The 25040-nt window shown below is 44.2% G+C and carries 20 protein-coding genes; 7 read left to right on the top strand and 13 right to left on the bottom strand.

Annotation, left to right across the window (positions count from 1 at the left end; all coding sequences use genetic code 11):
* Window positions 1-129 precede the first annotated feature (129 nt).
* Together OSCIL6407_RS0117440 and OSCIL6407_RS0117435 are read right to left on the bottom strand one after the other, a co-directional pair.
* Window positions 130-690: a Uma2 family endonuclease gene (locus tag OSCIL6407_RS0117440; RefSeq protein WP_007356467.1), complete on the bottom strand. Its 561-nt coding sequence runs from the start codon at window positions 688-690 to the stop codon at window positions 130-132.
* 80 nt (window positions 691-770) lie between these two features.
* Window positions 771-1331, bottom strand: a complete 561-nt coding sequence (locus tag OSCIL6407_RS0117435) for a Uma2 family endonuclease (RefSeq protein WP_007356468.1) — start codon at window positions 1329-1331, stop codon at window positions 771-773.
* Between the two features lie 155 nt (window positions 1332-1486).
* Here OSCIL6407_RS0117435 and OSCIL6407_RS37160 point away from each other — a divergent pair, with 155 nt between their 5' ends.
* Both OSCIL6407_RS37160 and OSCIL6407_RS0117425 read left to right on the top strand, forming a co-directional pair.
* Window positions 1487-1921, top strand: a complete 435-nt coding sequence (locus OSCIL6407_RS37160) for a hypothetical protein (RefSeq protein WP_007356469.1) — start codon at window positions 1487-1489, stop codon at window positions 1919-1921.
* A 13-nt stretch (window positions 1922-1934) separates the two neighbouring features.
* Entirely contained in the window at window positions 1935-2267 is a 333-nt protein-coding gene (locus OSCIL6407_RS0117425) for a hypothetical protein (RefSeq protein WP_019487493.1), read from the top strand.
* A gap of 191 nt (window positions 2268-2458) precedes the next feature.
* On the opposite strand, the gene OSCIL6407_RS0117420 is transcribed toward OSCIL6407_RS0117425, so the two are convergent.
* The 3 genes from OSCIL6407_RS0117420 to OSCIL6407_RS0117410 form a co-directional block, all read right to left on the bottom strand.
* A complete protein-coding gene (locus tag OSCIL6407_RS0117420; RefSeq protein WP_007356471.1) occupies window positions 2459-5071 on the bottom strand; it encodes a Calx-beta domain-containing protein in 2613 nt (870 codons plus the stop codon).
* 603 nt (window positions 5072-5674) lie between these two features.
* Window positions 5675-7822 (bottom strand): tetratricopeptide repeat protein, encoded by a 2148-nt coding sequence (locus OSCIL6407_RS0117415; protein WP_007356473.1) that lies wholly within the window; start codon window positions 7820-7822, stop codon window positions 5675-5677.
* Between the two features lie 526 nt (window positions 7823-8348).
* Window positions 8349-9233 (bottom strand): 6-carboxytetrahydropterin synthase, encoded by an 885-nt coding sequence (locus OSCIL6407_RS0117410; RefSeq protein WP_007355778.1) that lies wholly within the window; start codon window positions 9231-9233, stop codon window positions 8349-8351.
* Window positions 9234-9624: 391 nt separating this feature from the next.
* Here OSCIL6407_RS0117410 and OSCIL6407_RS0117405 point away from each other — a divergent pair, with 391 nt between their 5' ends.
* A complete protein-coding gene (locus OSCIL6407_RS0117405; protein WP_007355777.1) occupies window positions 9625-11070 on the top strand; it encodes a cyclic nucleotide-binding domain-containing protein in 1446 nt (481 codons plus the stop codon).
* 134 nt (window positions 11071-11204) lie between these two features.
* Here OSCIL6407_RS0117405 and OSCIL6407_RS0117400 read toward each other — a convergent pair whose 3' ends face one another.
* From OSCIL6407_RS0117400 to OSCIL6407_RS0117360, 8 genes are all read right to left on the bottom strand, one after another.
* Entirely contained in the window at window positions 11205-11882 is a 678-nt protein-coding gene (locus tag OSCIL6407_RS0117400; RefSeq protein WP_007355878.1) for a J domain-containing protein, read from the bottom strand.
* Window positions 11883-12043: 161 nt separating this feature from the next.
* Window positions 12044-13006: a cysteine synthase A gene (gene cysK, locus OSCIL6407_RS0117395; RefSeq protein WP_007355879.1), complete on the bottom strand. Its 963-nt coding sequence runs from the start codon at window positions 13004-13006 to the stop codon at window positions 12044-12046.
* Window positions 13007-13282: 276 nt separating this feature from the next.
* Complete coding sequence (locus OSCIL6407_RS0117390) at window positions 13283-13723, bottom strand: RrF2 family transcriptional regulator (protein WP_007355880.1); 441 nt, start codon at window positions 13721-13723, stop codon at window positions 13283-13285.
* Between the two features lie 335 nt (window positions 13724-14058).
* Entirely contained in the window at window positions 14059-16185 is a 2127-nt protein-coding gene (locus OSCIL6407_RS0117385) for an iron uptake porin (RefSeq protein WP_007355881.1), read from the bottom strand.
* A 511-nt stretch (window positions 16186-16696) separates the two neighbouring features.
* Entirely contained in the window at window positions 16697-18343 is a 1647-nt protein-coding gene (locus OSCIL6407_RS0117380) for an HD family phosphohydrolase (RefSeq protein ID WP_007355882.1), read from the bottom strand.
* Between the two features lie 156 nt (window positions 18344-18499).
* Complete coding sequence (locus tag OSCIL6407_RS0117370; RefSeq protein WP_007355883.1) at window positions 18500-18781, bottom strand: 4a-hydroxytetrahydrobiopterin dehydratase; 282 nt, start codon at window positions 18779-18781, stop codon at window positions 18500-18502.
* A 562-nt stretch (window positions 18782-19343) separates the two neighbouring features.
* Window positions 19344-20054 (bottom strand): 16S rRNA (guanine(527)-N(7))-methyltransferase RsmG, encoded by a 711-nt coding sequence (rsmG, locus tag OSCIL6407_RS0117365; RefSeq protein ID WP_007355884.1) that lies wholly within the window; start codon window positions 20052-20054, stop codon window positions 19344-19346.
* Window positions 20047-20712, bottom strand: a complete 666-nt coding sequence (locus OSCIL6407_RS0117360) for an ABC transporter ATP-binding protein (protein ID WP_007355885.1) — start codon at window positions 20710-20712, stop codon at window positions 20047-20049. The genes rsmG and OSCIL6407_RS0117360 overlap by 8 nt, the downstream gene beginning before the upstream one ends.
* A gap of 394 nt (window positions 20713-21106) precedes the next feature.
* On the opposite strand from OSCIL6407_RS0117360, the gene OSCIL6407_RS0117355 reads away from it, so the two are divergent.
* From OSCIL6407_RS0117355 to OSCIL6407_RS0117340, 4 genes are all read left to right on the top strand, one after another.
* Window positions 21107-22147, top strand: coding sequence for a Sll0314/Alr1548 family TPR repeat-containing protein (locus OSCIL6407_RS0117355; RefSeq protein ID WP_007353984.1), 1041 nt, complete (start codon window positions 21107-21109; stop codon window positions 22145-22147).
* An 11-nt stretch (window positions 22148-22158) separates the two neighbouring features.
* Window positions 22159-22611 (top strand): DUF3531 family protein, encoded by a 453-nt coding sequence (locus OSCIL6407_RS0117350; protein ID WP_007353985.1) that lies wholly within the window; start codon window positions 22159-22161, stop codon window positions 22609-22611.
* 81 nt (window positions 22612-22692) lie between these two features.
* Entirely contained in the window at window positions 22693-23127 is a 435-nt protein-coding gene (locus OSCIL6407_RS0117345; protein ID WP_007353986.1) for an NUDIX hydrolase, read from the top strand.
* 132 nt (window positions 23128-23259) lie between these two features.
* Window positions 23260-24882 carry a hypothetical protein gene (locus OSCIL6407_RS0117340; protein WP_007353987.1) on the top strand — a complete coding sequence of 541 codons (1623 nt, stop codon included), beginning with the start codon at window positions 23260-23262 and terminating at the stop codon, window positions 24880-24882.
* The last annotated feature ends 158 nt before the right edge of the window (window positions 24883-25040 follow it).

Below are 25040 nucleotides of genomic sequence, written 5' to 3'. Positions count from 1 at the left end.
AGCTATCACGCTAATTGTCAACTCATCTTGTCAAGTTAGTAATTTCCTGTAACCGATCTCAATTACTGTAGGCTTGAAAGTCTGCTCTAATAACTCGTGCAGACAATTATAGTCAGACAAGGAATCATTTTAACCCAATATCCAATCAACACTCACTTCAAAATCAGAAAAAGCCAGCGGTGAAACTATTTCTCCTCGCTCAAACCTTTGCATTAAACCATAACCATTTGCCATCGGTTCGCGGTAAACTTCTAAACAATTAGCCTCAAGATCCCACAGCCAAATTTCGCGAATCCCAGAACGAGCATAGTTAGGTACTTTCACATCGCGATCGTAATCAATAGTGCTATCAGAAACCTCTACCAAAAGCAATACTTCTGATGGCATTGGATGTGCTGTAGCGTAGTAATCAGCACGAGGTTGTAGTAATACTAAATCTGGCTGAGGTTCAGTTCTTTCTGTCAATTGAATTGGGTCTTGAACATCCAAAATAGCTGCTTCTTCTGGAATCACGCTAAAACGGCGAATCAGTCGCCGTACACAAGTCGCATGACGAGTTCCAATTGCAGCCATTTCAATAATCTCCCCTTCTATTAATTCTACTCGGTCATTATTCGCAAAAACACCAGCCTCAATCATTAGGTGATATTCCTGCACTGTGAATAGCCGTTTTTGCATCTGAACAGACATAATTATTCTCCTGTTTCAGTATTTAATATTATTTTACCATTATTGCCAGTAATATTTAACCTACTAACTGGCTAATATTCCTAACTCAATATCAAATCAACACTCACTTCAAAATCAGGAAAAGCAAATGGTAAAAATATTTCTCCTCCTTCAAATTTTTGGATTGAACTATAGCCATTAGCCGTAGGCAAACGGTAAACTTCTAGACAATTAGCCTCTAAATCCCATAGCCAAATTTCCTGAATCCCAGAACGAGCATAGTTAGGTACTTTCACATCGCGATCGTAATCAACAGTACTATCAGCAACTTCTACCAAAAGCAAAATATTTTCACTATTTGGCAAAGCTGATTCATAAAAATCAGCACGAGGTTGTACTAAAGCAATATCAGGTTGTGGTTCAGATTTATCATCAAGACAAATCGGATTTTGTACCCGGACAATAGCACGTCTTTGTACTCGTTCGTAAAAGAAATTTGCAAGGCGATCGACACGGGCGGCATGACGCTTACCAATTGCTGCCATTTGAATAATTTCTCCTTCTATGAGTTCCACCCGTTCATTATTACCAAAAATACCAGCCTCACCCATTAGGTGATATTCTTGTACTGTGAACAGCCGTCTTTGCATCTGAACAGACATAACTATTCTCCTTTTTCAGCATTTGGCATAACTTTACCATTTTTTCATGTAATATTCAATCTATTGTATTTATAAAGTACAACAGGCAATAGATAAAATTATGATCTAGATTGCAATTATGTGATAAATTAAAAAAAATCTCTCGTTACCAAGTCATGAAAAAATCACATCTGTTTCTAGCGACTCTAACTTCCATCGTCATGGTTATAGGAATTAGTGGCAAGGCTTTACTACAACCAGTACCTCCCCTTCCACCTCCGCCTCAGAAATCTGCACCCCCCACCAGCCCAAAACCCAGTCAGAAACCCTCCTTACCCAGTGAGAAAGTTGCATTGCCAGATCCAGAAGCCTTGCTAGATATTGTATCCAATTTCGTCATCAAAAAATACCAAAGCACTTCCTGTCAAGAGTTAGCAAAAATGAAACCCCAGGCTAACAGGAGTTCCTCAACTTCCGGGACACCAGAAGCAGTTCTCCAGGCTAAGGCAGTTGAAATGTTGCGGCAGAATCCTGAGATGCGGAAGAAATTTATCAACCGAGTTGCGGGGCCAATTGCCAATAAGATGTTCGAGTGCAAATTCATTCCCTAGAGAGGAGAAATTCATGAAAAAATCTCATCTATTGTTTCTAGGCGCTTTAAGTTCTATGGCAATAGTTGTAAGTTCCTGTGCAAACACACCCAAGGAAGCATTGTTGGATATAGCCGCCAATCTCGCTATTGAAAAATACCAAAAAGCTTCCTGCGAAGAAGTCGCCCAGATGCAACCTCAGTCTCAGTCTGCACCTGCTGCACAAACTGAGGCGGGGAAAAAAGCCGATCTTGAGGCAAAAGCTCTGGAAATGTTACAGAAAAATCCTGAGATGCGTCAGCAATTTATCAATCGAGTTGCGGGGCCAATTGCCAATAAAATGTTTGAATGTAATCTAATTCCCTAGCTTTGTATTATTCTCACCCAAACTTAGGGGAGATGCGGGAATATCTCCCCCGATCAAATCATCCTTTCGTCGTTTCCATGTGGAGTCTGAGAGAGTTTTCAATAATAAAAAACCACCCCAAACGAGGTGGCATATAAACCAAATCTGGAAAGAAAACACACTAGAACAAGAAAAGTAAACTACTAACAGTCTTAGAGTATAGTAATTGAGGTTGATGCTGGATTACCGATAGTACCAGCGCCGAAACCTAAGTTCACAGTACCAGCAGTACCACCTACAATATCAATCAATGAAAGGGTAACGCTGGTTTGACCATTAGCAAAATTCACAGTACCACCGTTATTACTGGAGTTAGGGAGGAAAGTGCCGGAAACAGAGTAGTCAGTGAGGTACACAGGTTGACCACCACCCGGTGCTGCAATCAAAAAGTCAATTGATGCTGTACCCACACCGCTTGGCCGATTAATTGTAAAGCTTCCAGTACCACCGTCAGTCGTAGGCGAAACAGACGTACCGTAAAAGAATCCATTACTTGCCCCACCGCTGCTGTCTAGAATTGATAGAACCGCTGCTGAAGGACTAGCAATAGAACCACCGCTGAGGAATAAGTTGACAGTCTCAGTCAACTCTGGCACAGTATCATTGATGATCGGCACACCAACCGTCGCACTAGCTTGACCAGCGGCAAAGTTCACTGAGACAGTGCTGATACCAACGTAATCAGGCTGAGAAGCTGTAGCCGAACCATCAGCAGTGCTGAATAGAATTGTTGCTGCCTTTGTCAAATCGCCAGAACGATTAATTGTGACGTTAGCAGTGCTACCTTCATTACCACTGTAAGTAGCGGCACTAAAGAAGAACACACTAGGGCCAGTAGTTGATGTTGTTGGAGTCGGTGTCGGTGTCGGAGTCGGAGTCGGTGTCGTTCCCGTTGACGCAACATTATTAATTGTCAAGATAGACGGATTGCTGCCTACAGTACCCCCACTGAGCACCAAGTTCACAGTTTCCGCACCTTCAGTCAAGGTATCAGTCAAGGCTGGAACTGTGAAGCTGGCGCTATTTTGTCCAGCCGCAAAGTTCAGAGAACCCGCTGCAACCGTGTAGTCAGGTGCAGTTCCACTAGAACTAGCCGAACCATCAACAGTGGCGTAATTAATCGTAGCCGCCGCAGTACCGCCAGTGCGAGTCACCGTAATCGTTGCTTGGCCACCTTCATTCACAGTGTAATTAGTCTGATCGAACTGGAAAACGCTGGTTGGAGTTGGAGTTGGAGTCGGAGGAGTTGGAGTTACCCCCGTTCCACCATCAAAAATCGTCAGCGTTGCGGGATTGACAGTACCGACATTGCCATTGTTCAGGAAGACATTTACCGTCTCAGAGCCTTCACTAAGCGCATCAGTTATAGTCGGGATACTGAAAGTTGCGCTAGTTTGACCGGCCGCAAAGTTTAGCGTACCCGTAGTTGGGGTATAGTCCGCAGGAGAAGAAGCCGAACCGTCAACAGTACCGTAGCCAATAGTTGCAGCACTCGCAGTATCTCCCGTTCGCAAAACTGTCACCGTACCGGCAGTACCTTCGGGAGTAGAGTAATTACTGGTACTAAAGCTGAAAATACTTGAAGCAGTGGTTCCCGGCGTAGGTGTAGGTGTCGGGCTAACTGTAGTTGCCTGGTCGGAAATAACTAGGTTGGATGCAGGCAAAGTACCCAGGGTTGCGCCACCAGTTGGGGCCTGAAGTTGCAGAATCGCTGTTTCAGTTCCTTCAGCTATACCATCAGCCGTAAGATTAAAGCTGATTTGGGCGGAAGTTTGTCCGTTAGCGAAATTAACTGTCAGAGGTTGGGCAACTGTGAAGTCATTCAGGCTGGCTTGATTATTGCTTCCCCCCGGAGCAACGGTATAGTTAACCGATATTGCGCCTTGGCTGCCACCGGTACGGAAAACACCAACGCTAACGGTGCTGCCTTCTGTACCGCTGTAAGTAGGCTGACCGAAGTTCAAAATGCCAGGGCCAGAAGTCCCCGTAGGGGTCGGAGTTGGTGTTGGGGTTGGTGTAGGCGTTCCGACGGACTGGAACCAGGCAGGATTCGCGCTCAATTGAGCAGCGGTAAAACCTACCATATTGACTAAATACTCGCCAGTTCCTACATCGCGAACTAGGGTGTTGCCGATGCTAATGCCGTTAAAGCCTGTACCATCAATGAACTGGAGATCGCTAAATTGCAAGCCGCCGAACAACTGAATAATATCGTTGCCGTTGGTGCGAAAATCCGTGATTACGTCGGCATCGGAGACAGTTGGGCCGCCAGTTGTAGCAGTTGGTTTACCATCGCCCACCCGCCCGATCCCGAAAATATCGCTGCCGCCACCGCCGCTCATTGTATCGGAACCGAGGTCGCCGTAGAGGATATCATCCCCAAGGTCGCCTAGTAGTTGGTCGTTGTTTTTGCCCCCGTACATCGTGTCATTGTCTTTGCCACCGAAGATGGTGTCGTTGCCGTCGTTGCCAAAGACGCTATCGTTACCGATGTCGCCCCTAACTAAGTCAGTGCCTTTACCGCCGTAAACTTGGTCATCGTCTTTACCGCCATAGACTGTATCGCTACCGTCGTTGCCGTTACCAATGTCATTGCCGGGGCCGGCAAAGATTAGGTCATTTCCATCTATGGCATTGAGAACGTCGTTGCCGTCAAGGCCGTTAAGGGTGTCGTCACCGATTAATTCAATTAGAGAAATTGTCCTACCGTCAGATAGATTTCCAGGAAGAACATCCGGGCCGAGAGTACCATTTATATTGGGCATTTTGTGAACTCCACAGGTTAGTTATTTGTGCCTTTGGTAGAAGCACCTGTAGAGATTTATCTGGGAAAATGTCTTGAGCTTAAATTAAGATTCTCTGGAATTATTTGTTCCATTTCTACTTTAGAAGTAATGGTGTCGAAAAGGTTCCTGAATTAGTTGCTTTTTTCAAAGATGGGAAGGGTAGTAAGGTTGAATTGGGGAAAGAGATTATCATGAAGATCGTCTGAATTTTCCTGTGGAACTTTTAAGTAGAATTACGTAAAAGCTGAAGCTAAATTAGACTAAGGTAAGTAGGAAAGAGGATTGTAAGTGAGTAGTTGTTTGGCGGTTGAAACCGCTACTATACAAACAAAGTCCGCCTACGCGGACTAAGAAATAAGGGCGATATTTAAGCAGGATTGGTAGGTGCTATTTAATTAACAATTAGCAATTAACAATTACCAATTAGCAATTAGCCTGCAATCTTGTAACTGATAACTGTTATAGTAACCTTCTTGGCAGTTAGGACGTTATGATTTCCTACCCCATAGATTCTCTGCCCTTATTCCCTTATTCCCTTATTCCCCTAGCCCCTAGCCCCTAGCCCCTAGCCCCTCAAAAAAATTACATTGAAACTGCTGATCGAGATTCAGTGCTACTGTTTTGTTGTACAGAATTATCGGGGTTTCTGGCTGAATTTTGTTGGATAGAAATGGCTTGGCTCAAGGATGCTACTGCTTCTGAATCCTGTTTTAATTCTGATAGTAGGGCTCCTCGATCGCGCCAAGCTTGGGCGTTATCTGGCTTGATGGCGATCGCTTTGTCGTAGCAAATCATTGCTTCTTCGTACTGTTTTAGTTCTGAGAAGGCTGTACCTCTGTGTCGCCAAGCGTCGTAGGATTCGGGTTTGATGGCGATCGCTCTATCGTAAGCTGCGATCGCTTCTTCATATTCCTGCAATTTTGCGAAGGTTTCGCCTTTGCCAAACCAAGCTTCGTAGCATTGAGGCTGAATGGCTATAGCTTGTTCGTAAGATGCGATCGCTTCTACGTACTCTGATAGTCTCCCGAAAGCTACGCCTCGGTTGTGCCAAATTTCGTGATCGTTTGGCTGGAGCGCGATCGCGCGATCGTATGAGGCGATCGCTTCTTCGTATTGCTGCAATTTCCCTAAGACTGCACCGCGATTGTACCAAACTTCGTATTTATCGGCGTTGAGGGCGATCGCTTTGTCGTAGGAGGCGATCGCGTCGCTGTAGCGCTGCAATCTCCACAGCATATTACCTCGATTGTACCAAGTCTCGTACCTGTCAGCTCTGATAGTTAGGGCTTGATCGTAGGAGGCGACGGCTTCTGCGTAGCGCTGCAATTTCCCTAGCATGGCGGCTCTGCTGTGCCACACTTCGGGATCGTCGGATTTAATACTCAGGGCTTTTTCGTAGGAGGCGATCGCCTCTTGATAACGCTGCAATCTTCCCATTGCGGCGGCGCGGTTGTGCCAAGGGCCGTATTCTTCTGGTTTGAGGGCGATCGCTTGGTCGTAGGCCGCAGCAGCTTCTTCGTAGCGCTGTAATCTCATTAAAACGTTACCACGATTGTACCAGGCTTCGTAATACTCGCGATTGAGTCCGATTGCCTGATCGTAACAGGCGATCGCTTCTTCCAATCGCTGCACTTTTACTAATACGTTTCCTCGGTTATACCAAGCTTCATCTATGTCGGCATTCATTAAAATTGCCTTCTCAAAACTTACCAGGGCTTCCTGATAACGACCTTCTAAATAAAGCGCTTCTCCTTGTTTTACGTAATCGTCAGCAATTAAACTTTCTTGGGGTTTTTGGAAGGGAACAACGTTCGATCTGGAATTATTAGCCTCTAACTGAGATTCTGATTTGATAGCTTCCTGCCTCGCCGCAGCCGGAATCTGAGTCAGTTCTTGCATAGTTTGTGCTTTGGTTTGATAAACTTCTGTCAGCAAAACCTGCAAGTGCATTAAAAACTGCGATTTTAGGGTTTCAATTTGGTCAATAGAAGACCTTGAAAGTTCAGCTTCTCTGGCTATAAATTCAACAGACTGTTTAGCCGCACTCATTTGGGCTTCTAATTCTTCTTTTAATCTTTGAGAAAGTTGGCTAGAAGTCTTCAACTCTGATTCCATTACTCCAATGCCTCTAAGCCGCTTATTCGCATCGGCAATTAACTCTCTGACTACCAGTCTTCGCACTAGCCAAAAGAAAGCAATTGTTACACCAGGTAAGAGAGTGGAAACAATTAATAAAGCATTGAGAAGAGTGACGGTATTGTTAAAAGCGCCTTCAGACTGAGGATCGGTATTAGTGCGGAGAGCGATCGCATCGATCGCCTCGCGGACTTGGGGACTGCGATCGGCACTTAATTCTACCAGTTTTGCCAGCCAAGTTTCTTTAAGCGCCGTCGCGATCGCATCCTGACTTGGTACTGTCGCCATGCCTACATTCGCCATTGCCACCGATTTTGCTGTTACAGAAAACTCAGGTTGAGCAGCCATTAGCCATCCCTCCGAAGCTTCTAGTCTCCCATTTCCAGCAGTAAATTGTTCGCTGGCCAGGGTTTCAGGAGCGCTAACAGATTGAATTGGTACAGGTGCGGTATCGCCAGCGCGATCGGCTTTGTAGTTCCCTTGGGGCGTATCGGGATTAGAGATTGGAGAGTTAGCAAAGCTGCTGCCTTCGCCAGTTAAATTCTGGGATGCGAGGGCAGCCAGAGTCAAAAGAGCCACTTTCTTGAACTGCATAAACCTTAACTCACTTGTGAGAAAGTAGTACTTGGCAGCAACGCACCCTCGCGATCGCGCTAATTTAGGTAACAGCTTTCGCTCCCCATCCCCATCCTGTTAGGGTTTGCCGCAATGATTGTAAGAAAATGGGTGGGTGCTAACTCCAAAATACGTAGCTCTTATAGCTCTTCAGGACAACTGGGAAAATATAGCAACCGCTTTTAGCGGTTAGGGGCTAGGGGAAGAAGGGGCTAGGGGCTAGGGGCTAGGGGCTAGGGAAGATGAGGAAGATGGGGAAGAGGGGGAAGATGGGGAGGATGGGGAGGATGGGGAAGATTGGGAAGATGGGTAATTAGCAATTAGCAATTAGCAATTAGCAATTAGCAATTAGCAATTAAGTAGTTGGACAAAAATAAATAATGTCATTGCGAGCCCAGCGAAGCAATCCCAAACCCCTGCGTTGGCGAAGCCTGCGCGTAGCGCTTATGCTTCACTTCACTATCGTTCCGTTCGCAATGACATGGTTGCGTTTATTTATGTCCGACTACTTATACAGGGGTGCCAAAACAGGCTCGCGCTCTTGAATTGTAGCCGCCTCTGACTCTGACTCTGACTCAGTACAGTAAACTTCACAAGAATTGTTCGGGCTCTCAATCAGCTTGATTTTATATAGCTGTGCTCCTAACTCGCGGATGGGCGATCGCAACAACTCCCGAATATAAATCGCAATATTCTCCGCCGTCGGTACAACCTCAGCAAAATAAGCTATATCTTTGTTTAAAAAGGTGTGATCCAACGGATCGAGTACATACTCGTCAATCGCCTTTTGTAAAGCTCCCAAGTCAACAATCATACCCGTGCGTTCGTCCATTTCGCCTTTGACGGTTACTTCTAAGTGATAATTGTGACCGTGACCATTAGGGCGAGCACACTTACCATAAATCTCGCAGTTTTCCTCATAGCTAAGTTTGGGATGAGCGAGTCTATGAGCGGCGCTAAAGTGGGTGCTGATAGTCAGATAAGCTTCCATTCCGTTTCCTAAATAATCTGCCCAAAGTTCGGGGTGTTCAAACAGTTGAATACGAGTCAAAGGTAAGTGCGGTGCGAGGCGCTGCCAAATTACCCTAGCAATGTTTTCGGTGGTTGGCAAAGTTTGCTCAAACTCTGGCCAAGCTTGGTTGAGATAGGAAAAGTCGAGATGATTGGTGACTTCCCGCTTGATGACGTGCTTGACATTTGACAAGTTGAGCACCATGCCGTAGCTATCGAGTTCGCCTATCATCGAAACGTATAGGACGTAATTGTGCCCATGTCCCGGTGCGCGTGCTGTGGGGCCAAAGCGATCGCTGTTTTCGGCTGCACTCAATTCTGGCAACCAGTAGCGGTGACTCGCTGAAAATTGTGCCCGCCTATTTATAACGCATTGCATAAACCAGTGGGGTATTATATTGTTAAGTTCTGTAAACAAGTTTACACCTTTTTAAGGATAGTTTCATCCTTAATCGGGATTTAGGGCGATCGCTCTTGCATTGTAGTACATGACTTGAGTGGAGATCGCAGTATTTCCAAAGTAGTAAGGACGCTCACAGCGATTGCAGGTGCGGTTCTGGCACAATTATCAGGGAATTCGATCGCAGTAATCAGAAGTGAGGAGCCAAATTTCTTCTTCAAGAATAGGACTTACACGCGGATAACATAATTCTGTTGCGATCGTAGGGACGTAATCTCAAAACTAAGTTTTTGGTATTTCGTGCGTAAGTCCTGAATAATTTATCGATTACCAATTATTAATAAATTAGGATTTTAGTAGAACATAGAAAATGGTTAAAAATCTCGAAAAAATCTTTACAACTCCGTTGTTTTATCTAGGAGATAAACATCTATCACTGAGTTCAATAGTCGAATTATTATTTTTAGTTTTAGGAGTGCTTATTGTTTCTCGTGTTCTTAGCGAGTGGATTAAGCGAGGACTGCTAGTTCGCATGAAATTAGACCGGGGTAGCAGAGAAGCGATCGCCGCCTTGAGTAGTTATATACTAGCCGGTTGTGGTTTAATAATTGTTCTACAAAGTGAAGGTATTAACCTCAAATCCCTCACTGTCATAGCTGGAGTTGTAGGCATTGGCTTCGGCTTCGGATTGCAGAATCTAGCCAGCAATTTTATCAGTGGAATCACACTACTTTTTGAACATCAGATTAGAGTTGGAGACTTTGTTGAAATTGATAACCTATTAGGAACAGTAGAAAATATTTCCATCCGCTCTACAATCATCAGAACAATCGACGGTCTTTTTGTCATTGTACCCAACATCAAATTTGTTGAAAATAATATTATTAACTGGAGTTATAAAGATCCTAAATGCCGCATTCGCGTTCCCGTAGGAGTTGCTTACGGAACCGATCCATTATTGGTCACAGAAGTTTTATTAGTTGCGGCCCGCATGGAACCAAATGTTTTATCTCATCCCTCTCCCAAAGTATGGTTCCAAAAGTTTGGAGATAGTGCTTTAAACTTTGAACTTTTAGTTTGGATTGACCACCCCCAAGAAAGCGATCAGATTAAAAGTGCTTTGAATTTTTTGATAGAACATGAGTTGCGTAACCGAGGTATTGAAATCCCATTTCCTCAGCAAGATTTGTGGTTGAGAAATCCGCAAGATTTAAATAAATTATTTCGTTATAGCCATAGCGAAACTGAAATTACTGATGGTATAGCATTCGCACAAAATAGCTCTATTTCCGAGCAAAAGAAACCAGGTTCAAAATCGCTAAATCATTGGAATCTACGAGATTTATTACGGCGAGTAGCTTACTTTGAGCAGTGTACAGATTTGGAACTACGACAATTAATTGAATATGGCTATAGACAACTGTTTCCCGCAGGACAAACTATATGTCAGGAAAACGATCCCGGTGATTCTTTTTATATTATTCTTTCCGGTACGGTAGAAGTGCTTTCTCAACGTGCTGATAAATATATTGCTACTATTCATGAAGGCGAGTTTTTTGGCGAGATATCTTTGCTTTTAGGAACTCCTCGTTCAGCGACGGTTAGAGCTATGGAAGATTCAATTTTGTTTGTTGTAGAGCGTCATGACTTGCAAAAACTTTTAGTAGAGCAACCAAGTTTAGCAGACCAAATTGCTAAAAAATTATCGGAACGCAAACAAGCATTGCAAGCTTTGGGATTATTCGATGAAAGTTCCTCAGAGCAAACACCTTTTATTAGAATACGTAAGCGAATTCAAACTTTATTTGGGATTTAATAAGAAGAAGGAAGAAGGATTTAGTTATCTAGGAGAGAAGGAAGAAGGATTTAGTTATCTAGGAGAGAAGGAAGAACGCTTATACAGCTAACTTTTTAGCCATCGGTATCTTCTGTTTAAGTAGGTGGATTTACTTACAAAATCTCTTTAAGAGTAGCTTGTGCCTCCCGTCGCAATCTACCCGCTATTTTAAAGAGCTCTTGACCTGTATGCAAGTAGCGATCGTCATAGTTAAGCGCGAACATTTCTAAATCTTCGATTCCATCTGAAACGTGATTGAGACAATAATAAAACTGAGCAGCAACTCCTGCTAAATTAGGCGGATTTGGCAGAGAACGAAAAAGACTATAAGCCTTTTTAAGAAAGTCGCGAGAGGTGTCTAAATAAATTTGAAATGCTCCTAAAAGTTCGTCGTCAAAAGGATCTGCTGATAATTTCTCTATTTCCTTCTTTAGAGGAGTAAGAATGTGGGTAAGCATTCTATTAACTGGTTTATAAACTTTTTTGAGCCATTGTTCTATTTGCTCATCGGCATCCTGTCCAGTTTCTTTTTTGCGATAGTTATGGCGAATGTCTGGCTTTGGCTGTTGAGGTTTTTCTGAAAGTTCTCGATCGTAATAATGTCGCCGCTGAGGATCGCCTAACACTTCATAAGCTGCATTTAGGCGAATTATTTGCTCGTGACCTGCTGTTTCCTTGTTGCTATCGGGATGTAATACCTTCACCAAACGGCGATAGGCTTGCTTAATTTCAGCTTGAGTTGCTGTTGGGTTGATATTTAGGGTTTTGTAGTGGTTAGTAGTAGCGCCCACGCTTGCTTTACCTCAAAAAAATATAATTAATTCCGTAACGCCGCCCGGAAAGGTGGTAAAGATAACGCCTTTCTGGGCGGTGTTACGTAAGTTATCACAGAAATAGAAAGCGATCGCACTTAATCTTGCGATCGCTAATTGCCCAAAAGCCCCTAACCTACTTAGCCGATCAGAGCTGCTATGCTCAGATCTGATTCTTGGAACAAAGGCGTACTCAAATAGCGTTCGCCAAAGCTAGGTTGAACCATGACAATTAATTTGCCTTCATTTTCCGGCCGCTTAGCTACACAAATGGCGGCGCATAAAGCCGCACCGCTAGAAATACCAGAAAGCAGTCCTTCTTCTCTGGCTAAGCGACGACTATAAGCGATCGCTTCATCGTCCGTCACAATCACAGTCTCATCAATCAAGTCCACATTCAAGACTGGGGGAATGAAACCAGCACCAATACCTTGAATTTTGTGAGGCCCAGGCCTTCCACCAGACAGAACTTGGCTATTTGCGGGTTCGACTGCGATCGCCTTAAACTCAGGTTTTCGCTCCTTAATCACTTCCGCCACACCCGTCAGCGTCCCCCCAGTACCGACCCCAGCCACCAAAATATCAACTTCACCATCTGTATCTTCCCAAATCTCTAAGGCCGTTGTCTGGCGGTGAATTTGGGGGTTAGCAGGATTCCGAAACTGCTGTAACATATAGGCATTCGGCGTTGTCTCCACAATCTCCTGAGCCCGGCGAATACAGCCACTCATCCCCTCAATCCCTGGCGTGAGTTCTAATTGCGCCCCGTAAGCTCGCAACATCGCTCTACGTTCGCTACTCATAGTTTCGGGCATAGTTAAAATCAACTGATAGCCTTTAGCCGCCGCTACCATTGCCAGTGCAATTCCCGTATTACCCGATGTCGGTTCCACCAAAATCGTTTTTCCCGGAGAGATTAACCCCTCCAGCTCTGCTGCATTCACCATGTTAACGCCGATCCGGTCTTTCACCGATGATGCAGGGTTCATGCTCTCCAATTTCACGACAATTCTCGCCACACAGCCTTCAGCTTGCGGGATACGGTTTAGTTGCACCAAGGGTGTGCGACCGACTAATTCTGTAATGTCACGAGCAATACGCATAATATTTGTTAGTTGTTGGTTGTTAATTGTTGACTGTTAGTTGTTAGTTGTTAGTTGGAAAAAATAAATAAACTAATAATGCCACCGTCTATCAAGTTTGTAGTAGCGACTTTAATCGCTTTCTTCTCCAATTAAGCGACTTTAGTCGCTAGTACGATGAACACGAAAGTTTGTTTATCTAGTTAGTCATAGCTATGAGTTGCTAGTTATTGATTGTCAAATATTAACAACTAACAACTAACCATTAACCACTAACCACTAACCACTAACCATTAACTAGATGTAATACATGATATCTAACTGCCGCCTAGCATTTAGCCTCTCGGTGAGATCCTGTAGCGTATATTTTTGTAAAACAGAGTTAGCTATTTCGCGAGCTTCCTGCCAAACCTCAAATACTACAGCACTTTCCAAAGTTTTAGTGGTGCTATTGTTCTCAGAGCGATCCATGTCTGCTCCTTCCAGACAATTTAGAATTTCTAAAAGTGTAATTTTCCAGGGTTCCCGCGCCAAAAGATAACCTCCCTTGGCCCCTCGCTGGCTACGGATAACACCCCCACGCCTGAGTGTGGCTAACAGTTGTTCTAGATAGCGATCGGGGATATTTTGCTGGGAAGCAATAGAGCGAATTTGCAGGGGTTCTCCCTCATTGTAGTGAGCTGCTAGCTCCAGCAGAGCTAGAATTGCATATTCGCTTTTACACGAAAGTTCTACCATAATACAAAGAATTAAAATCCCAGATTTATGAACAGAAGAGTCAAAATTCAATAATTTTCTGACTTTTGACTTCTAAATTTTGACTTCTTACTTTATTATATCCCGGTTCTCCACTGGGGTTTAACGAATTTCTGCCAATTCACCATTAAAAAGAGGAGCGGGGGAGCGGGGGAGCAGGGGAGCGGGGGAGATGGGGAGAAATTTTTTCGATTAGCAATTAGCGATTAGCAATTAGCAATTATAGCAACCGCCAAGACCGCAAAAAAAACCCTGCAAAAGCAGGGTTCTGTATGGAACTTGGAGTATGAGAAGGAATACTTAGCTCACCATACCTATTAGAACGTGAATGTTGTTCTCAGCGTACCGATAATGATGTCATCGTTATCATCATTTTGGTTGGGGTTCGTAATCCACACGACACCTGGTGTTACGGAAATATTGTCCGTTAGCTGGAACTTGTAGAAACCTTCAATGTGGTAGGAAGAATCATTGCCGAAGCCTTTATCCAAACCATCGCGAGCCTCAAAGCTAGCTAGGTAAGGTTCGCGACCTAGTACAATACCGCCCAAGTTACCCTCTTTTCCAAGGTCTGGGAAAGCTAAGGTGACAGCGTAGTTCCAAATTTTGGCATCGCCGAGACCGATCGCGCGAGCAGCGGTATATCCAACCCAGCCACCCAGTACAAACCTGCGGTTCAGGCGCAAGGAGGCTTCTAGACCGTAGGAGTTACTGACAACTCGCTTAGCGCGATTACCTTCATAAAAGCCTTCAGTTACACCATTGAGGGAGTTAGCTACGCCAGTACCCGTGAAACCGCCCAGTGAGTCAGTACCATTCGCTAAACCGTTATCAAACCCGAAGTTACCCCGGTCGAAATAACCGTGATTGTAGCTCAGAGCAAACTGGAAGTTTCTTCCCGGTGTGAAAGTAAGCTGGGCCATCGCTGCATAGTCGCCACCGAACAAGCCATCGCTCTCAGCGGGGCTAGACGCTGTTGCTGCTAGATAGCCGAAGGAGAAAGAGGTTGGGCCAAAGATACCACCCAAGAGTCCTCTGCCGCCGAAGGCATAGTCAAAGCCAAGACCTGCACCACCGCCTAAACGGTAAATTGGGTTTCTCTGTGCAAAAGATGTGAGCGCACCGTTACCACCGTCAAAGTCTTCAAAGTAAGGGTTGACAGTGGGGATAATATCGTCCCAAGTACCAGCGTTAGCTGCAATGGTGACATTCAACCGCGAAGTTGCGGGGAATTTGTACAGCAGGCTATCCAGGGTAAAAGTATTACCTGTGTTACCAACTGCTTGCCAAGTTTGTAAGCCTTCTTTGGTAGCGCCAAAATTAAAGTTCTGACCGTTGCCAACTTGCAATCTGGTCAGCAATAAATCTCTACCAGTGAAGCTGGTATTTAAGTTGAGGCGAACGCGCTGTTGGAATACAGCCTCGTTGTTATCAGAACCAAAGTCTCGGTCGTCGTCACCAAAATCGCGACCGAAGGCACTAAAGCCTAAACCGCCGCCAAAGTCATCGCTGAGAGCGAAAATTGCTTCCCCAGTTAGTTTGGTGGTAGTAGAGAATTGGTTGGCTTCTAGTTCGGCAGTCCGAGCTTCAAGAGCATCGACGCGACCGCGCAGGGTAGCCAGTTCAGCGGCAAATTCTTCTTGCAAGCGTTGGAGAGCTGCCAAGTCTTCTCTGCTGACTAGGTTAGCTGTGCCAGCACCGATCAGTTCGTTGACTCGTTCCAAGCAAGCGTTTAAACCAGCGGCGAATTCGTAGCGGGTCATTGCCCGGTTGCCGCGATAAGTACCGTCAGGATAACCTGCAATACAACCGTAGCGTTCGACTAAGGATTGCAGTGCTTGAAATGCCCAGTCTGTGGGCTGTACGTCAGAAAGTTGAGAAACTGAGGTAACTTGACCCTGAGTTTCGCCGTTGGCTGAACCTTCGCTGCTGTACTGATTAAGTTGTTCTAATGTTGCTGCCGGATTGTTAGTTTCTGGGGCAGCAGTTTGAGCCAACACTTCAGCAGAATTTGCTAAAGTTGGTTGTGTCTGTTCTACAGCTACCGGGGCTGGTGCTTCCAGTGGGGCGGCGCTGATTTGCTCTGGTACACCCAATTCTAGTTGCAGTGTACTGGCTTGCTCTGTTACAGAGTTATCGGTAACTGCTGCTGTAGGGTTAGCTGCGATCGCGTTGGTTGCGGTCTCTAGTTTTTGCCCTACAATTGCTGGCTCTGTTTTTACTTCAGAGGCATTGGAAACTTCTTCAACCTGGGTAACAGGTGTTTGCTCGGTTACTGCTACAGGCTCTAGCTGAACTTCGGAAGCTTTCGTTTGTGCAGCTTGTAGCTTGAGAGCTTCAGCATTAGGTTGGCTGCTGGTAGCCATAGCACTAGCTGAGACAACTAGGGTTGCTCCCAACAGAGCTGGGCTGATTAACAATGAACTCCAGAAAAATTTAGACATATTCACTCTCATCCTCACACCGATTACAGAGAGACTATTGTAGCCTTCTATTTGTTAACATTCCCACCCCTAAAATGGGAATGGGATTCTCTAAAGCTTTCACTTTAGGTATCCCTAGTGATAGGGTGCTTGGGCGCAATCCTTTTGCCCCTAAAGGCGGTCTGCTATCCTAAGTCTTACAACGAGCTGCGTCTAGCGTTTAGGGACTTCTCCCTGGTTTGGCAGAATCTCTGCTTACCTGTTAAAGGCGTTGTGCGCGGCCCGTTAAAAATTTGTCAGTCGTTGATAGGTTAACACAATTTGGCAAGTAGATCAAAATACGATTTTGTTCTTTTTATCTTTTCTCTACTGGTTTTGAGGGCCCGGATTCGGCTTTGGGATAATTGCTGGTTTCAGTTTACCCGATCTTGACCGTTGGAGACTCCGGGTGGGGATCGCATTGGTCAAGATTGCCTAAGAGGGTTTAGAGTTTGAAGTAATTATCTATTTTTGCCATAACTTTGACAAGGGTTCAAGCTAATTCTTCAAGTTCAACCTCTAAGGCGTGTCCCAGTACAGTGAAGACTTGGCGGTGTTCGAATAGTTCCAACAACTCGCCGCTGATTTTATTTTGAGCGACTTCTTGCCGCATAATTTTCAAAGCTACTTCTGTTGGCAAGCCGCGTTTGTAGGGGCGATCGCCTGCGGTAAGTGCATCATATATATCTCCGATCGCCATAATCTGAGCCTGAACTGGAATTTCTATATGTCTTAAGCCACGAGGGTAGCCGCTACCATCTAGTTTCTCGTGGTGTCCATAGGTAATGTTGGGTACATCTTTGAGATCCTTTGTCCAAGGAATCCGCTTCAGAAATTCGTAGGTGTGGGTGACATGAGATTCTATCGCTAAGCGTTCGTCTGGTGTCAGATTCCCTCTGGGAATCATCAGTTGAGCGATTTCTTCTGGGGTGACGAGGGGCTTGACTTTACCATCTATATCTCTATAACTGTAGTCGGAGAGTTCTCGCAGTTGGCTGAGGGGTTCTTCTGCTAGAATGTGTGGCTCATTGGCTTCTAGGAGGACATTCCAGTAACTAGCTAGTCGAGAAACCTCTGCTGCTAATTCTCCATCAAGTCCTTGGAGATATTGGCAATGAGAGCATTTCTCTTCTGTGTCTAGATGGAGATCGCTCGGATTCTGCATTAAGTAGCTAAATTTAGATTGAGCGCACTGCATTTCTAGTGTCCGGTGCGCTACGGCAAAACGGTTGCGAATGACGTCGAGTTGTTCTGAGTAAAGCTTTTTCTGTTTGGTTAAGATGGCTTCGGGTACGCCGACTTTGCCGAAATCATGGAGAAGGGCGGCGTAACGAATTTCTTGAATTTGGCGATCGCTAAAATAAAGGGGGCGTAGTGGGCCTGTTGAGATCGCATTCACTTCCTCTGTCAGTCGCACTGTCAAAGCTGCAACTCGTTCTGAATGTCCAGAAGTGCAGGGGTCTCTGGCTTCAATTACTTGCACGGATGCTCTGACAAAGCCTTCAAATAGTTGTTCTATACTATCTTGCAGTTGATTGCGCTCAATAGATATGGCCGCCTGAGAAGCGAGCGATCGCACGATCCTCTGTTCCCACTCTGAATAAGGCTGTGTTAACTCCAAAGTGTTCCGATCTGTGAGCACGGCATCGGGTCTAATTTTGCGGTTAATAAGCTGAATCACGCCGATGGTATCGCCTTGGCGGTTTTCCATCGGCAGTACCATGACTGAGCGAGTACGGTAAGATATATCCCGGTCAAAATTTGTATCGAGCCGATAAGGTACTCCTGGGGGTAAATCGTAAGCGTCTGGTAAGTTTAAGCTTTCCCCTGTCAGAGCTACGTAGCCTGCCAAGCTTTGATGTGTCATTGGTATGGCAAACTCGTTAAAGGAAAGGCTGGGCTGAGATGCGTTTTGGGCTACTTTAAATAGTAATTTCGATGTGTTGTCGGTATGGTCTACTAAGTACACGCTGCCCGCATCACTGCTGGTGATCTCTCGACTCTTTGATAGAATCAGATTTAATAGATCTCGCAAATCCTGGGTACTGGACAAAGCTGCACCGATATCTAATAGCTGCTCTATTAGCTCAGTTCTCTCAGCAGACTCGTTCAAGAACTCTTGCTTCTCAAATATGATCATGACTTGGAGGATGGCGAACAGCCGTTATACTTTGGACTTCTGCATCTCGACTTTCTCACTCCTGATTCTAGCCCAGCACAGTTGCGAAATTGCAATCTTTCTGCTATCTTTCTGTCGCCGGATGCAAAAACTCCTGTTGGGAGGTGGGAAACCTTTTTAATTTAAAGTAGAAATTTCCTGAGCCAGGGTAAAGTCTTTTTCTGTTAAACCTCCTGCATCGTGAGTTGTCAAGCTAATTGTCACCTTGTTATAGGAAATTTCAATGTCGGGATGGTGTCCTGCGGCTTCAGCAGGTGCGACTAATTTATTCACAAACGCGATCGCCTCTACAAAATCCTTAAATTTCCTGATCGACTGAATTTCCTTACCATTTACTGTCCAGCCCGACAATTTGGCGATCGCTTCTTGAATTTGGGTATCACTCAGCAATTTAGTCATGATTTTCTTATTAAAGGCATGGTATTAATATCCCATTTTCCCAAAAGTTTACCAAAAACTATCCGCTCTCACCAATAGTATTAAGCAAAAGCTTCATACTATTCGGTGAGAGCGGTCTAGCGGGTCTTCAGATTAGAACCTAACTGCCGGGTGGAACCCTAGATCTGCCTAGTTATCCAAGGGATATTGTTCCCCGTTGGGAACGCAGGCTAAATGCTAGAGAGCAGCCCCGGCACGCAGCCGGCATTCTCCAACCTGATGACCCATGGTTATACTACTTTCTATCATGGGCATCACCTCCTTTGTTACCCTAAATGGTTTATTTCAAAAGTTCTACTGTTATTTAGAATAACACAGGAATCAGGAAAAGCAAAGGATCGGCCTAAAATTTTTTTCGAGGGTGGGTGCGGCCAATTAAATATATTTTTTACAAACATATTAATTGTGGCAGCACTACTCTACTGTCGCCGTCCCCTTAGTCAGGGAATAGAGAGGATTGGTTGAGTAAATTATTATATAGAAATGCAGTAAGTAAATCCTTCTTCCTTCTTCCTTCTTCTTATCATGTATTTTTCCGCAAATAAACGCAGTGACGCACGCTCTGGCTCACGGGAGTGGTAAAGGCTTCAACGAGGGCGATCGCACTACCCAAATCCTCAACAACTGACTGCAAATCTACTTCTTCCTCAACCGTCCAATTACCCCGATAAAGAATAGCGAAACCGCCAGGTTTTAGCAATGGCAAAGAATATTTGGCACAAATTGATGCTGATGCGACTGCTCTGAGAAAAGCCAGATCGTAAAATTGTCGATGCTGCGGCTGGTGTGCAATTTCCTCCGATCTGCCAATCAAAGGAACAGCATTTTTTATCCCTAATTCCGGGACTAAAGTTTCTAGAAAAGAAATTTTTTTGCGCGTCCCATCCAGTAAAGTGACTGTGAAGTTAGGAAGTGCGATCGCAATTGGCAACCCTGGGAAACCCGCACCCGTTCCAATATCGATGACTTTCTGCATCGGTTTTAAGGGTAATTCATCAATTGCCCCCAAATTATTAGGTGACAGCAGGGGTGCAATTCCCCGCAAAGAATCCCAAAGATGTTTTTCCCAAAACTCTAATGGTTCAGTAATCCGAGTTAAATTCAGGTGTTTATTGCCATCAATAATTAATTCATAAAGCTGTTGAAATTGTCGCTGCTGCTCATCATTTGGCTGCCATGAGAGCGTTTGCTGCCACAATTCATTCATCTCAGGTAGCGTAGCTGTACTAAACATGGCTTGTCTCTGGAATTTCTAATTTACTATTATCGACAGGCTGCAAATCGCCGTGATTCAAAGTCCAACAGCGATCGGCAATACTCAACAAATCGCTCGGATCGTGAGTTACAACTAACAAAGTCCAATGATTTTTGAGTTTATTTAATAAACTCACTAATTGCCGCCGCATTGACCAATCTAACCCCGCTGTTGGTTCATCTAATAGCAGCAAATGTGGCTGACGAATTAGCTGCACAGCTAATGCTATTCGCCGCTGCTGACCGCCGCTCAAAGCATGAGGCGAAGCGTGTAGGGGCAAATGTGCGAGTCCTACTTCTGTCATAGCTTGGCTAATTTGTTCTTGCCCTATTTCTGGATGTCCTAATCGCAATTCTTCTAAGATTGTACCCCCGCAAAAATGCCGTTCTGGAAATTGAAATACTAAGCCTCCTAACTGTTGTAAATGTTCTGGTGTCAACTCCTGTTCCCGCCAGCGGATATCACCGCTAGTTTTTTCTGCAAGACCAGCTAAAATTTCCAATAATGTACTTTTGCCAGAGCCACTACGACCAACTATCAGCCCCATCTGCTGTGGCGATAGTTCTAAGTTAATATTTTTGAGAATAGCTTCCGGGCAGACGGTGGGGTGATAGACTAAGTTTCTCAGATAAAGCATTAAATTGATTGTAATTGGTAATTGGTAATTGGTAATTGGTAATTGGTAATTGGTAATTGGGATACACAGATTTTACAGATTCCTCTGATTTCACAGACTAAACGATCGTGACTCTAACTAATCCTTGTAATCCGTGTAATCGGTAAAATCCGTGTTCATAATTGATAATTGATAATTGATACCTTCCCCCTCTCCCCTTCTCTTCCTCTTTCCCTAGTCCCTAGTCCCTAGCCCCTAGTCCCTTCTTGTATAACATATTCCCATAATTAAAATGTACCGCAAAATGTGCTAAAAATCAAATAACTTGTACCATTTTTTGCATCGGGGTCTGGGAGTCTTAATTTTCCACTCTCCGCCTCCTAGCTTACAGTCTATTGATTTCAGAGGCTCAACGATGACGAAAACCCAATTGGTGTCGCTTATCTACCAGTTTCTTCAGCCAAAACAGGCGCTAGGTGCGATCGCGAGCACTGCCATTCGGCTAACGACTATAGCTTCCCTTACCGCCCTCAGCTTTTGCGTTAACCCCGCTCTAGCGGCAGACCCTTTTCGCAGCAGCAATCCACACCCAATTGGTAATAAAACTGAAGCTGCTTTCAAAGCTATGTTTGAGCAGGGAAATTACTTAGCAGCAAAAACTTACATCGACCAAGCTTTGTCTGTAGAGCAAAATGACCCGCTAGTATATGCACTGAAAGCTTCTTTATCCTATATAGAGCGGGATTTAGAAGGGCTAAATTCCTACGCTAAAAAAACTCGTGAAGTTGCTGAGCAATTGACTAAAACTGACCCATTGCGCGGCAATATTTATATAGCAGCCAGTCATTTTTTAGAAGGTGCTCACACAATTGTTAAGGAAGGTACAACCAAGGGTACTCCCCAAGCAATGAAAAAACTCCGACAGGTATTCCAATATCTAGACGCGGCAGAAAAAATAGCCCCCGCAGACCCAGAACTAAACTTGGTCAAGGGATATATGGATTTAATGCTTGCCACCAACCTACCTTTTTCTAATCCGAATGAAGCGATTCAAAGATTAGAACAAAAGGCATCTCCGCGCTATTTAGCCTATCGTGGAGTAGCAGTTGGATATAGAGACTTAGACAAGTATGACCAAGCACTTGACTCTGTAAATAAGGCCTTAGCACAAACTCCCAATAATCCAGAGATACTTTATCTAAAAGCTCAAATTCTTGTTTCTCAGGGGAGGCGACAAAATAACAATAGAACCTTGTTTGATGAAGCTAGGAAAAACTTTGATGCTGCTTTGGCAAAACCCAGTCAACTTCCCCGGCGTTTAGTTGCACAAATCTTTTTTGAACAGTGCAAAACGCGCAACCGTCTTGATAATAGTAAACGTGCCTGCGATCCTATGCGCGATGCGATTAGAGATGGAGATGGTACCTGGGGGCCAGTCGTATTACCACCACTATAAAATTGACATTCATGGAAGTACAATTTCGCGAGTTTGACCCCTTCGATCTGTGGATATGGCTTAAGTTCAGCACAGTGCCTTCAAATGGCGAAAAGCAGTACATTGAAGAAGTGTTAGATTCCTGGTTTTTTTTAGGAAAACTAGGAGGATTCAATGCAGAAAATCTGCAAGTGAACGATGTCGGAGTAGATATCAGCTACCTGAATTATGATACCAATATGGCTGATAGTAGCATGATGGCATTGATGCACAATATGGGCGATGTAGAGTATGAGGGATTGTGGGCGCGTTGTTGGTTAGATTTAGGAACAAGCGATGCTCTAGGTCTAGATATTCTCATCAATGTTTTCACACAACTTAGTAAGGAATTTGTGGCGATTGAAAAATTGATTATCGGCGGTGAAAATGAAGACTGGCAAGTTGAAAAAGACGCTCGCAAGTCTACTCTAGCCTACGAGAATTAACAGCTAATAATTGCCAATAGCTTTTATTGGCAATTTCCCTACAAATTAATTTACCAATTACCAATTACCAATTACCAAATTATGCACAAACAAGGTGAAATCCGCGTTCTAGCTTTGGGATTAATTAAAGATGGCAATCGCATCTTCCTCTCCGAAGGCTACGACCCAGTGAAACAAGAAACATTTTATCGCGTTATGGGTGGCGGCGTTGACTTCGGGGAATATAGCCGCGATGCTCTAGAACGGGAATTTCAAGAGGAAATTCAAGCAGAATTAACAAATATCAAATATCTCGGCTGTATTGAGAGTATATTTGAATTCAATGGTAAGCCGGGACATGAGTTAATTCAACTTTATCAATGCGACTTTGCTGACCCGAAGTTTTATCAATTAGAGAGTTTAGTTTTTGCCGAAGGAAAGCGAGAAAAAACTGCTCTTTGGATGCCAATTGAGCGGTTTAAATCGGGTGAATTACGCTTAGTTCCTGATAATTTTCTTACTTATTATGAGGATTAGGTCTATCGCTACGTCGTTGTCATAGCTACTATCAAAATTAAGTCCGCCATAGTTTACTTGTAAAACGCAGTGAAGGGCGGACTAAGAAATAATAAGCTACCTATTTTATAAGTACAATATAATTTAACTCTCATGACCTTAACTGAAGAAATCCTCTCCCAACTCCCAGGAAATGCTCTCAATAACTTACGAAAAACCGATCTAATCTGGCAAAAACTCAGACAAGAAATCACACCCATTCCTCAAGTTGTAACACACAATTCCTCATCCCTCGGAACCATCGATTATGATGTCGTTATCAGCGGTGGTACCTTGGGAATCTTAATAGGCACGGCCTTAGCTATGCGTGGTTGGCGTATTGCCTTACTCGAACGCGGCACTCTACGGGGGCGAGAGCAAGAATGGAACATTTCTCGCCAAGAATTAGACGTATTTATAGAACTAAATTTATTGTCACCTGAAGAATTAGAAAATGCGATCGCAACCGAATACAATCCTGCTCGTATCAGTTTTCCCAATACTCCTGATATCTTCGTACAAGGCGTTCTTAACATCGGCATAGACCCAGTTTACCTCTTGGAAACCCTGAAAATAAAATTTATCCAAGCAGGCGGTCAACTATTTGAAAATACTCCTTTTGAGGCAGCAATAATTCATCCCGATGGCATTGCAGTATCTGTCGGGGTAAGTTCAGCAGAAAAACTGGTGGAAAGTACAGATAATTTAAGCTCGCAATCAGCCCCCCCTAATATATTTAAAACTAGATTGTTATTAGATGCAATGGGGCATTTTTCTCCCATAGTCCAACAAGCGCGACAAGGACAAAAACCCGATGCTGTCTGCTTAGTTGTTGGTAGTTGCGCTCAAGGATTTCCCAAAAATGATACAGGCGACTTATTTGCATCTTTCACACCTATGCAAAACCAATGCCAATATTTTTGGGAGGCATTCCCGGCACGAGATGGCCGCACAACCTACTTATTTACCTACGTAGATGCTCATCCAGAGCGATTTAGTTTAGAAACATTATTTGAAGAATACTTGAGCTTATTACCGACATATCAAAACGTCGAAATTAACCAGCTAAACTTCCAAAGAGCGCTCTACGGATTTTTTCCATGCTATCGTCAAAGCCCTCTAAAAATGCCCTGGGATCGCATCCTCCCCATTGGAGATAGCAGTGGTAGCCAATCTCCTCTCAGCTTCGGTGGTTTTGGGGCAATGGTTCGCCACCTCAAACGCTTAACCCAAGGCATTCAGGAAGCCTTAGAAATCGATCTGCTCAGCCAAAATGCTCTAGCTATACTGCAACCTTATCAGCCAAATCTATCAGTAACTTGGCTATTTCAACGCTCCATGAGTGCTGTTATCAACCAGAATATTGACCCAAATCAGATTAATCAATTGTTGGCAGGGGTATTTCAGGTTATGGAAGAGTTAGGAGAACCTGTCCTCAAACCATTTCTTCAAGATATAGTTCAATTTAGTGCTTTATCGAAGACTCTATTTAAAACTGCGATCGCTCATCCGGGAGTAGTAATTAAAGTCATTCCTCAAGTAGGGATAGGAAACTTGTTAGATTGGACGATTCATTATATAAACTTGGGAGTTTACACAGGATTATATTCCTTGGGGCATAAATTAGAACCTGGTATTAAAACATTATCGCCATTTCAACAGTACTACTATCATCGATGGATTGAATCATGGCAATACGGTGCAGGAATTGATTATAAATTATCGACTGAAGAGTAAATAAATTTGCACACGCGCACATAAAAAACAGTGTAAAAACTGATGATTTTGCTGTGGATTTTTTACTTAAAACTATTATTAAAAAACTAATAACCGATCGCTCACCACCTCCGCTCTCCCATTCTCCTCATGCCTGTCCCCCCTCATTGGCGTGACCA

Origin of the sequence: Kamptonema formosum PCC 6407, from assembly GCF_000332155.1 — a bacterium.
In the GTDB taxonomy this organism is placed as follows: Bacteria; Cyanobacteriota; Cyanobacteriia; order Cyanobacteriales; family Microcoleaceae; genus Kamptonema; species Kamptonema formosum.
Note: the sequence above shows the minus strand (reverse complement) of the source record. Positions and strands in the feature narration are given on the sequence as shown.

What these genes read in the sequence shown, in the direction of transcription:
- OSCIL6407_RS0117360 (WP_007355885.1), bottom strand. Translation starts at nt 20,712, where the DNA reads ATGCTTTATCTGAGAAACTTAGTCTATCACCCCACCGTCTGCCCGGAA.
- OSCIL6407_RS0117420 (WP_007356471.1), bottom strand. Translation starts at nt 5,071, where the DNA reads ATGCCCAATATAAATGGTACTCTCGGCCCGGATGTTCTTCCTGGAAAT.
- rsmG (WP_007355884.1), bottom strand. Translation starts at nt 20,054, where the DNA reads ATGTTTAGTACAGCTACGCTACCTGAGATGAATGAATTGTGGCAGCAA.
- OSCIL6407_RS0117425 (WP_019487493.1), top strand. Translation starts at nt 1,935, where the DNA reads ATGAAAAAATCTCATCTATTGTTTCTAGGCGCTTTAAGTTCTATGGCA.
- OSCIL6407_RS0117415 (WP_007356473.1), bottom strand. Translation starts at nt 7,822, where the DNA reads ATGCAGTTCAAGAAAGTGGCTCTTTTGACTCTGGCTGCCCTCGCATCC.
- OSCIL6407_RS0117405 (WP_007355777.1), top strand. Translation starts at nt 9,625, where the DNA reads ATGGTTAAAAATCTCGAAAAAATCTTTACAACTCCGTTGTTTTATCTA.
- OSCIL6407_RS0117380 (WP_007355882.1), bottom strand. Translation starts at nt 18,343, where the DNA reads ATGATCATATTTGAGAAGCAAGAGTTCTTGAACGAGTCTGCTGAGAGA.
- OSCIL6407_RS0117440 (WP_007356467.1), bottom strand. Translation starts at nt 690, where the DNA reads ATGTCTGTTCAGATGCAAAAACGGCTATTCACAGTGCAGGAATATCAC.
- OSCIL6407_RS0117385 (WP_007355881.1), bottom strand. Translation starts at nt 16,185, where the DNA reads ATGTCTAAATTTTTCTGGAGTTCATTGTTAATCAGCCCAGCTCTGTTG.
- cysK (WP_007355879.1), bottom strand. Translation starts at nt 13,006, where the DNA reads ATGCGTATTGCTCGTGACATTACAGAATTAGTCGGTCGCACACCCTTG.
- OSCIL6407_RS0117435 (WP_007356468.1), bottom strand. Translation starts at nt 1,331, where the DNA reads ATGTCTGTTCAGATGCAAAGACGGCTGTTCACAGTACAAGAATATCAC.
- OSCIL6407_RS0117370 (WP_007355883.1), bottom strand. Translation starts at nt 18,781, where the DNA reads ATGACTAAATTGCTGAGTGATACCCAAATTCAAGAAGCGATCGCCAAA.
- OSCIL6407_RS0117340 (WP_007353987.1), top strand. Translation starts at nt 23,260, where the DNA reads ATGACCTTAACTGAAGAAATCCTCTCCCAACTCCCAGGAAATGCTCTC.
- OSCIL6407_RS0117350 (WP_007353985.1), top strand. Translation starts at nt 22,159, where the DNA reads ATGGAAGTACAATTTCGCGAGTTTGACCCCTTCGATCTGTGGATATGG.
- OSCIL6407_RS0117355 (WP_007353984.1), top strand. Translation starts at nt 21,107, where the DNA reads ATGACGAAAACCCAATTGGTGTCGCTTATCTACCAGTTTCTTCAGCCA.
- OSCIL6407_RS0117390 (WP_007355880.1), bottom strand. Translation starts at nt 13,723, where the DNA reads ATGGTAGAACTTTCGTGTAAAAGCGAATATGCAATTCTAGCTCTGCTG.
- OSCIL6407_RS0117345 (WP_007353986.1), top strand. Translation starts at nt 22,693, where the DNA reads ATGCACAAACAAGGTGAAATCCGCGTTCTAGCTTTGGGATTAATTAAA.
- OSCIL6407_RS0117410 (WP_007355778.1), bottom strand. Translation starts at nt 9,233, where the DNA reads ATGCAATGCGTTATAAATAGGCGGGCACAATTTTCAGCGAGTCACCGC.
- OSCIL6407_RS37160 (WP_007356469.1), top strand. Translation starts at nt 1,487, where the DNA reads ATGAAAAAATCACATCTGTTTCTAGCGACTCTAACTTCCATCGTCATG.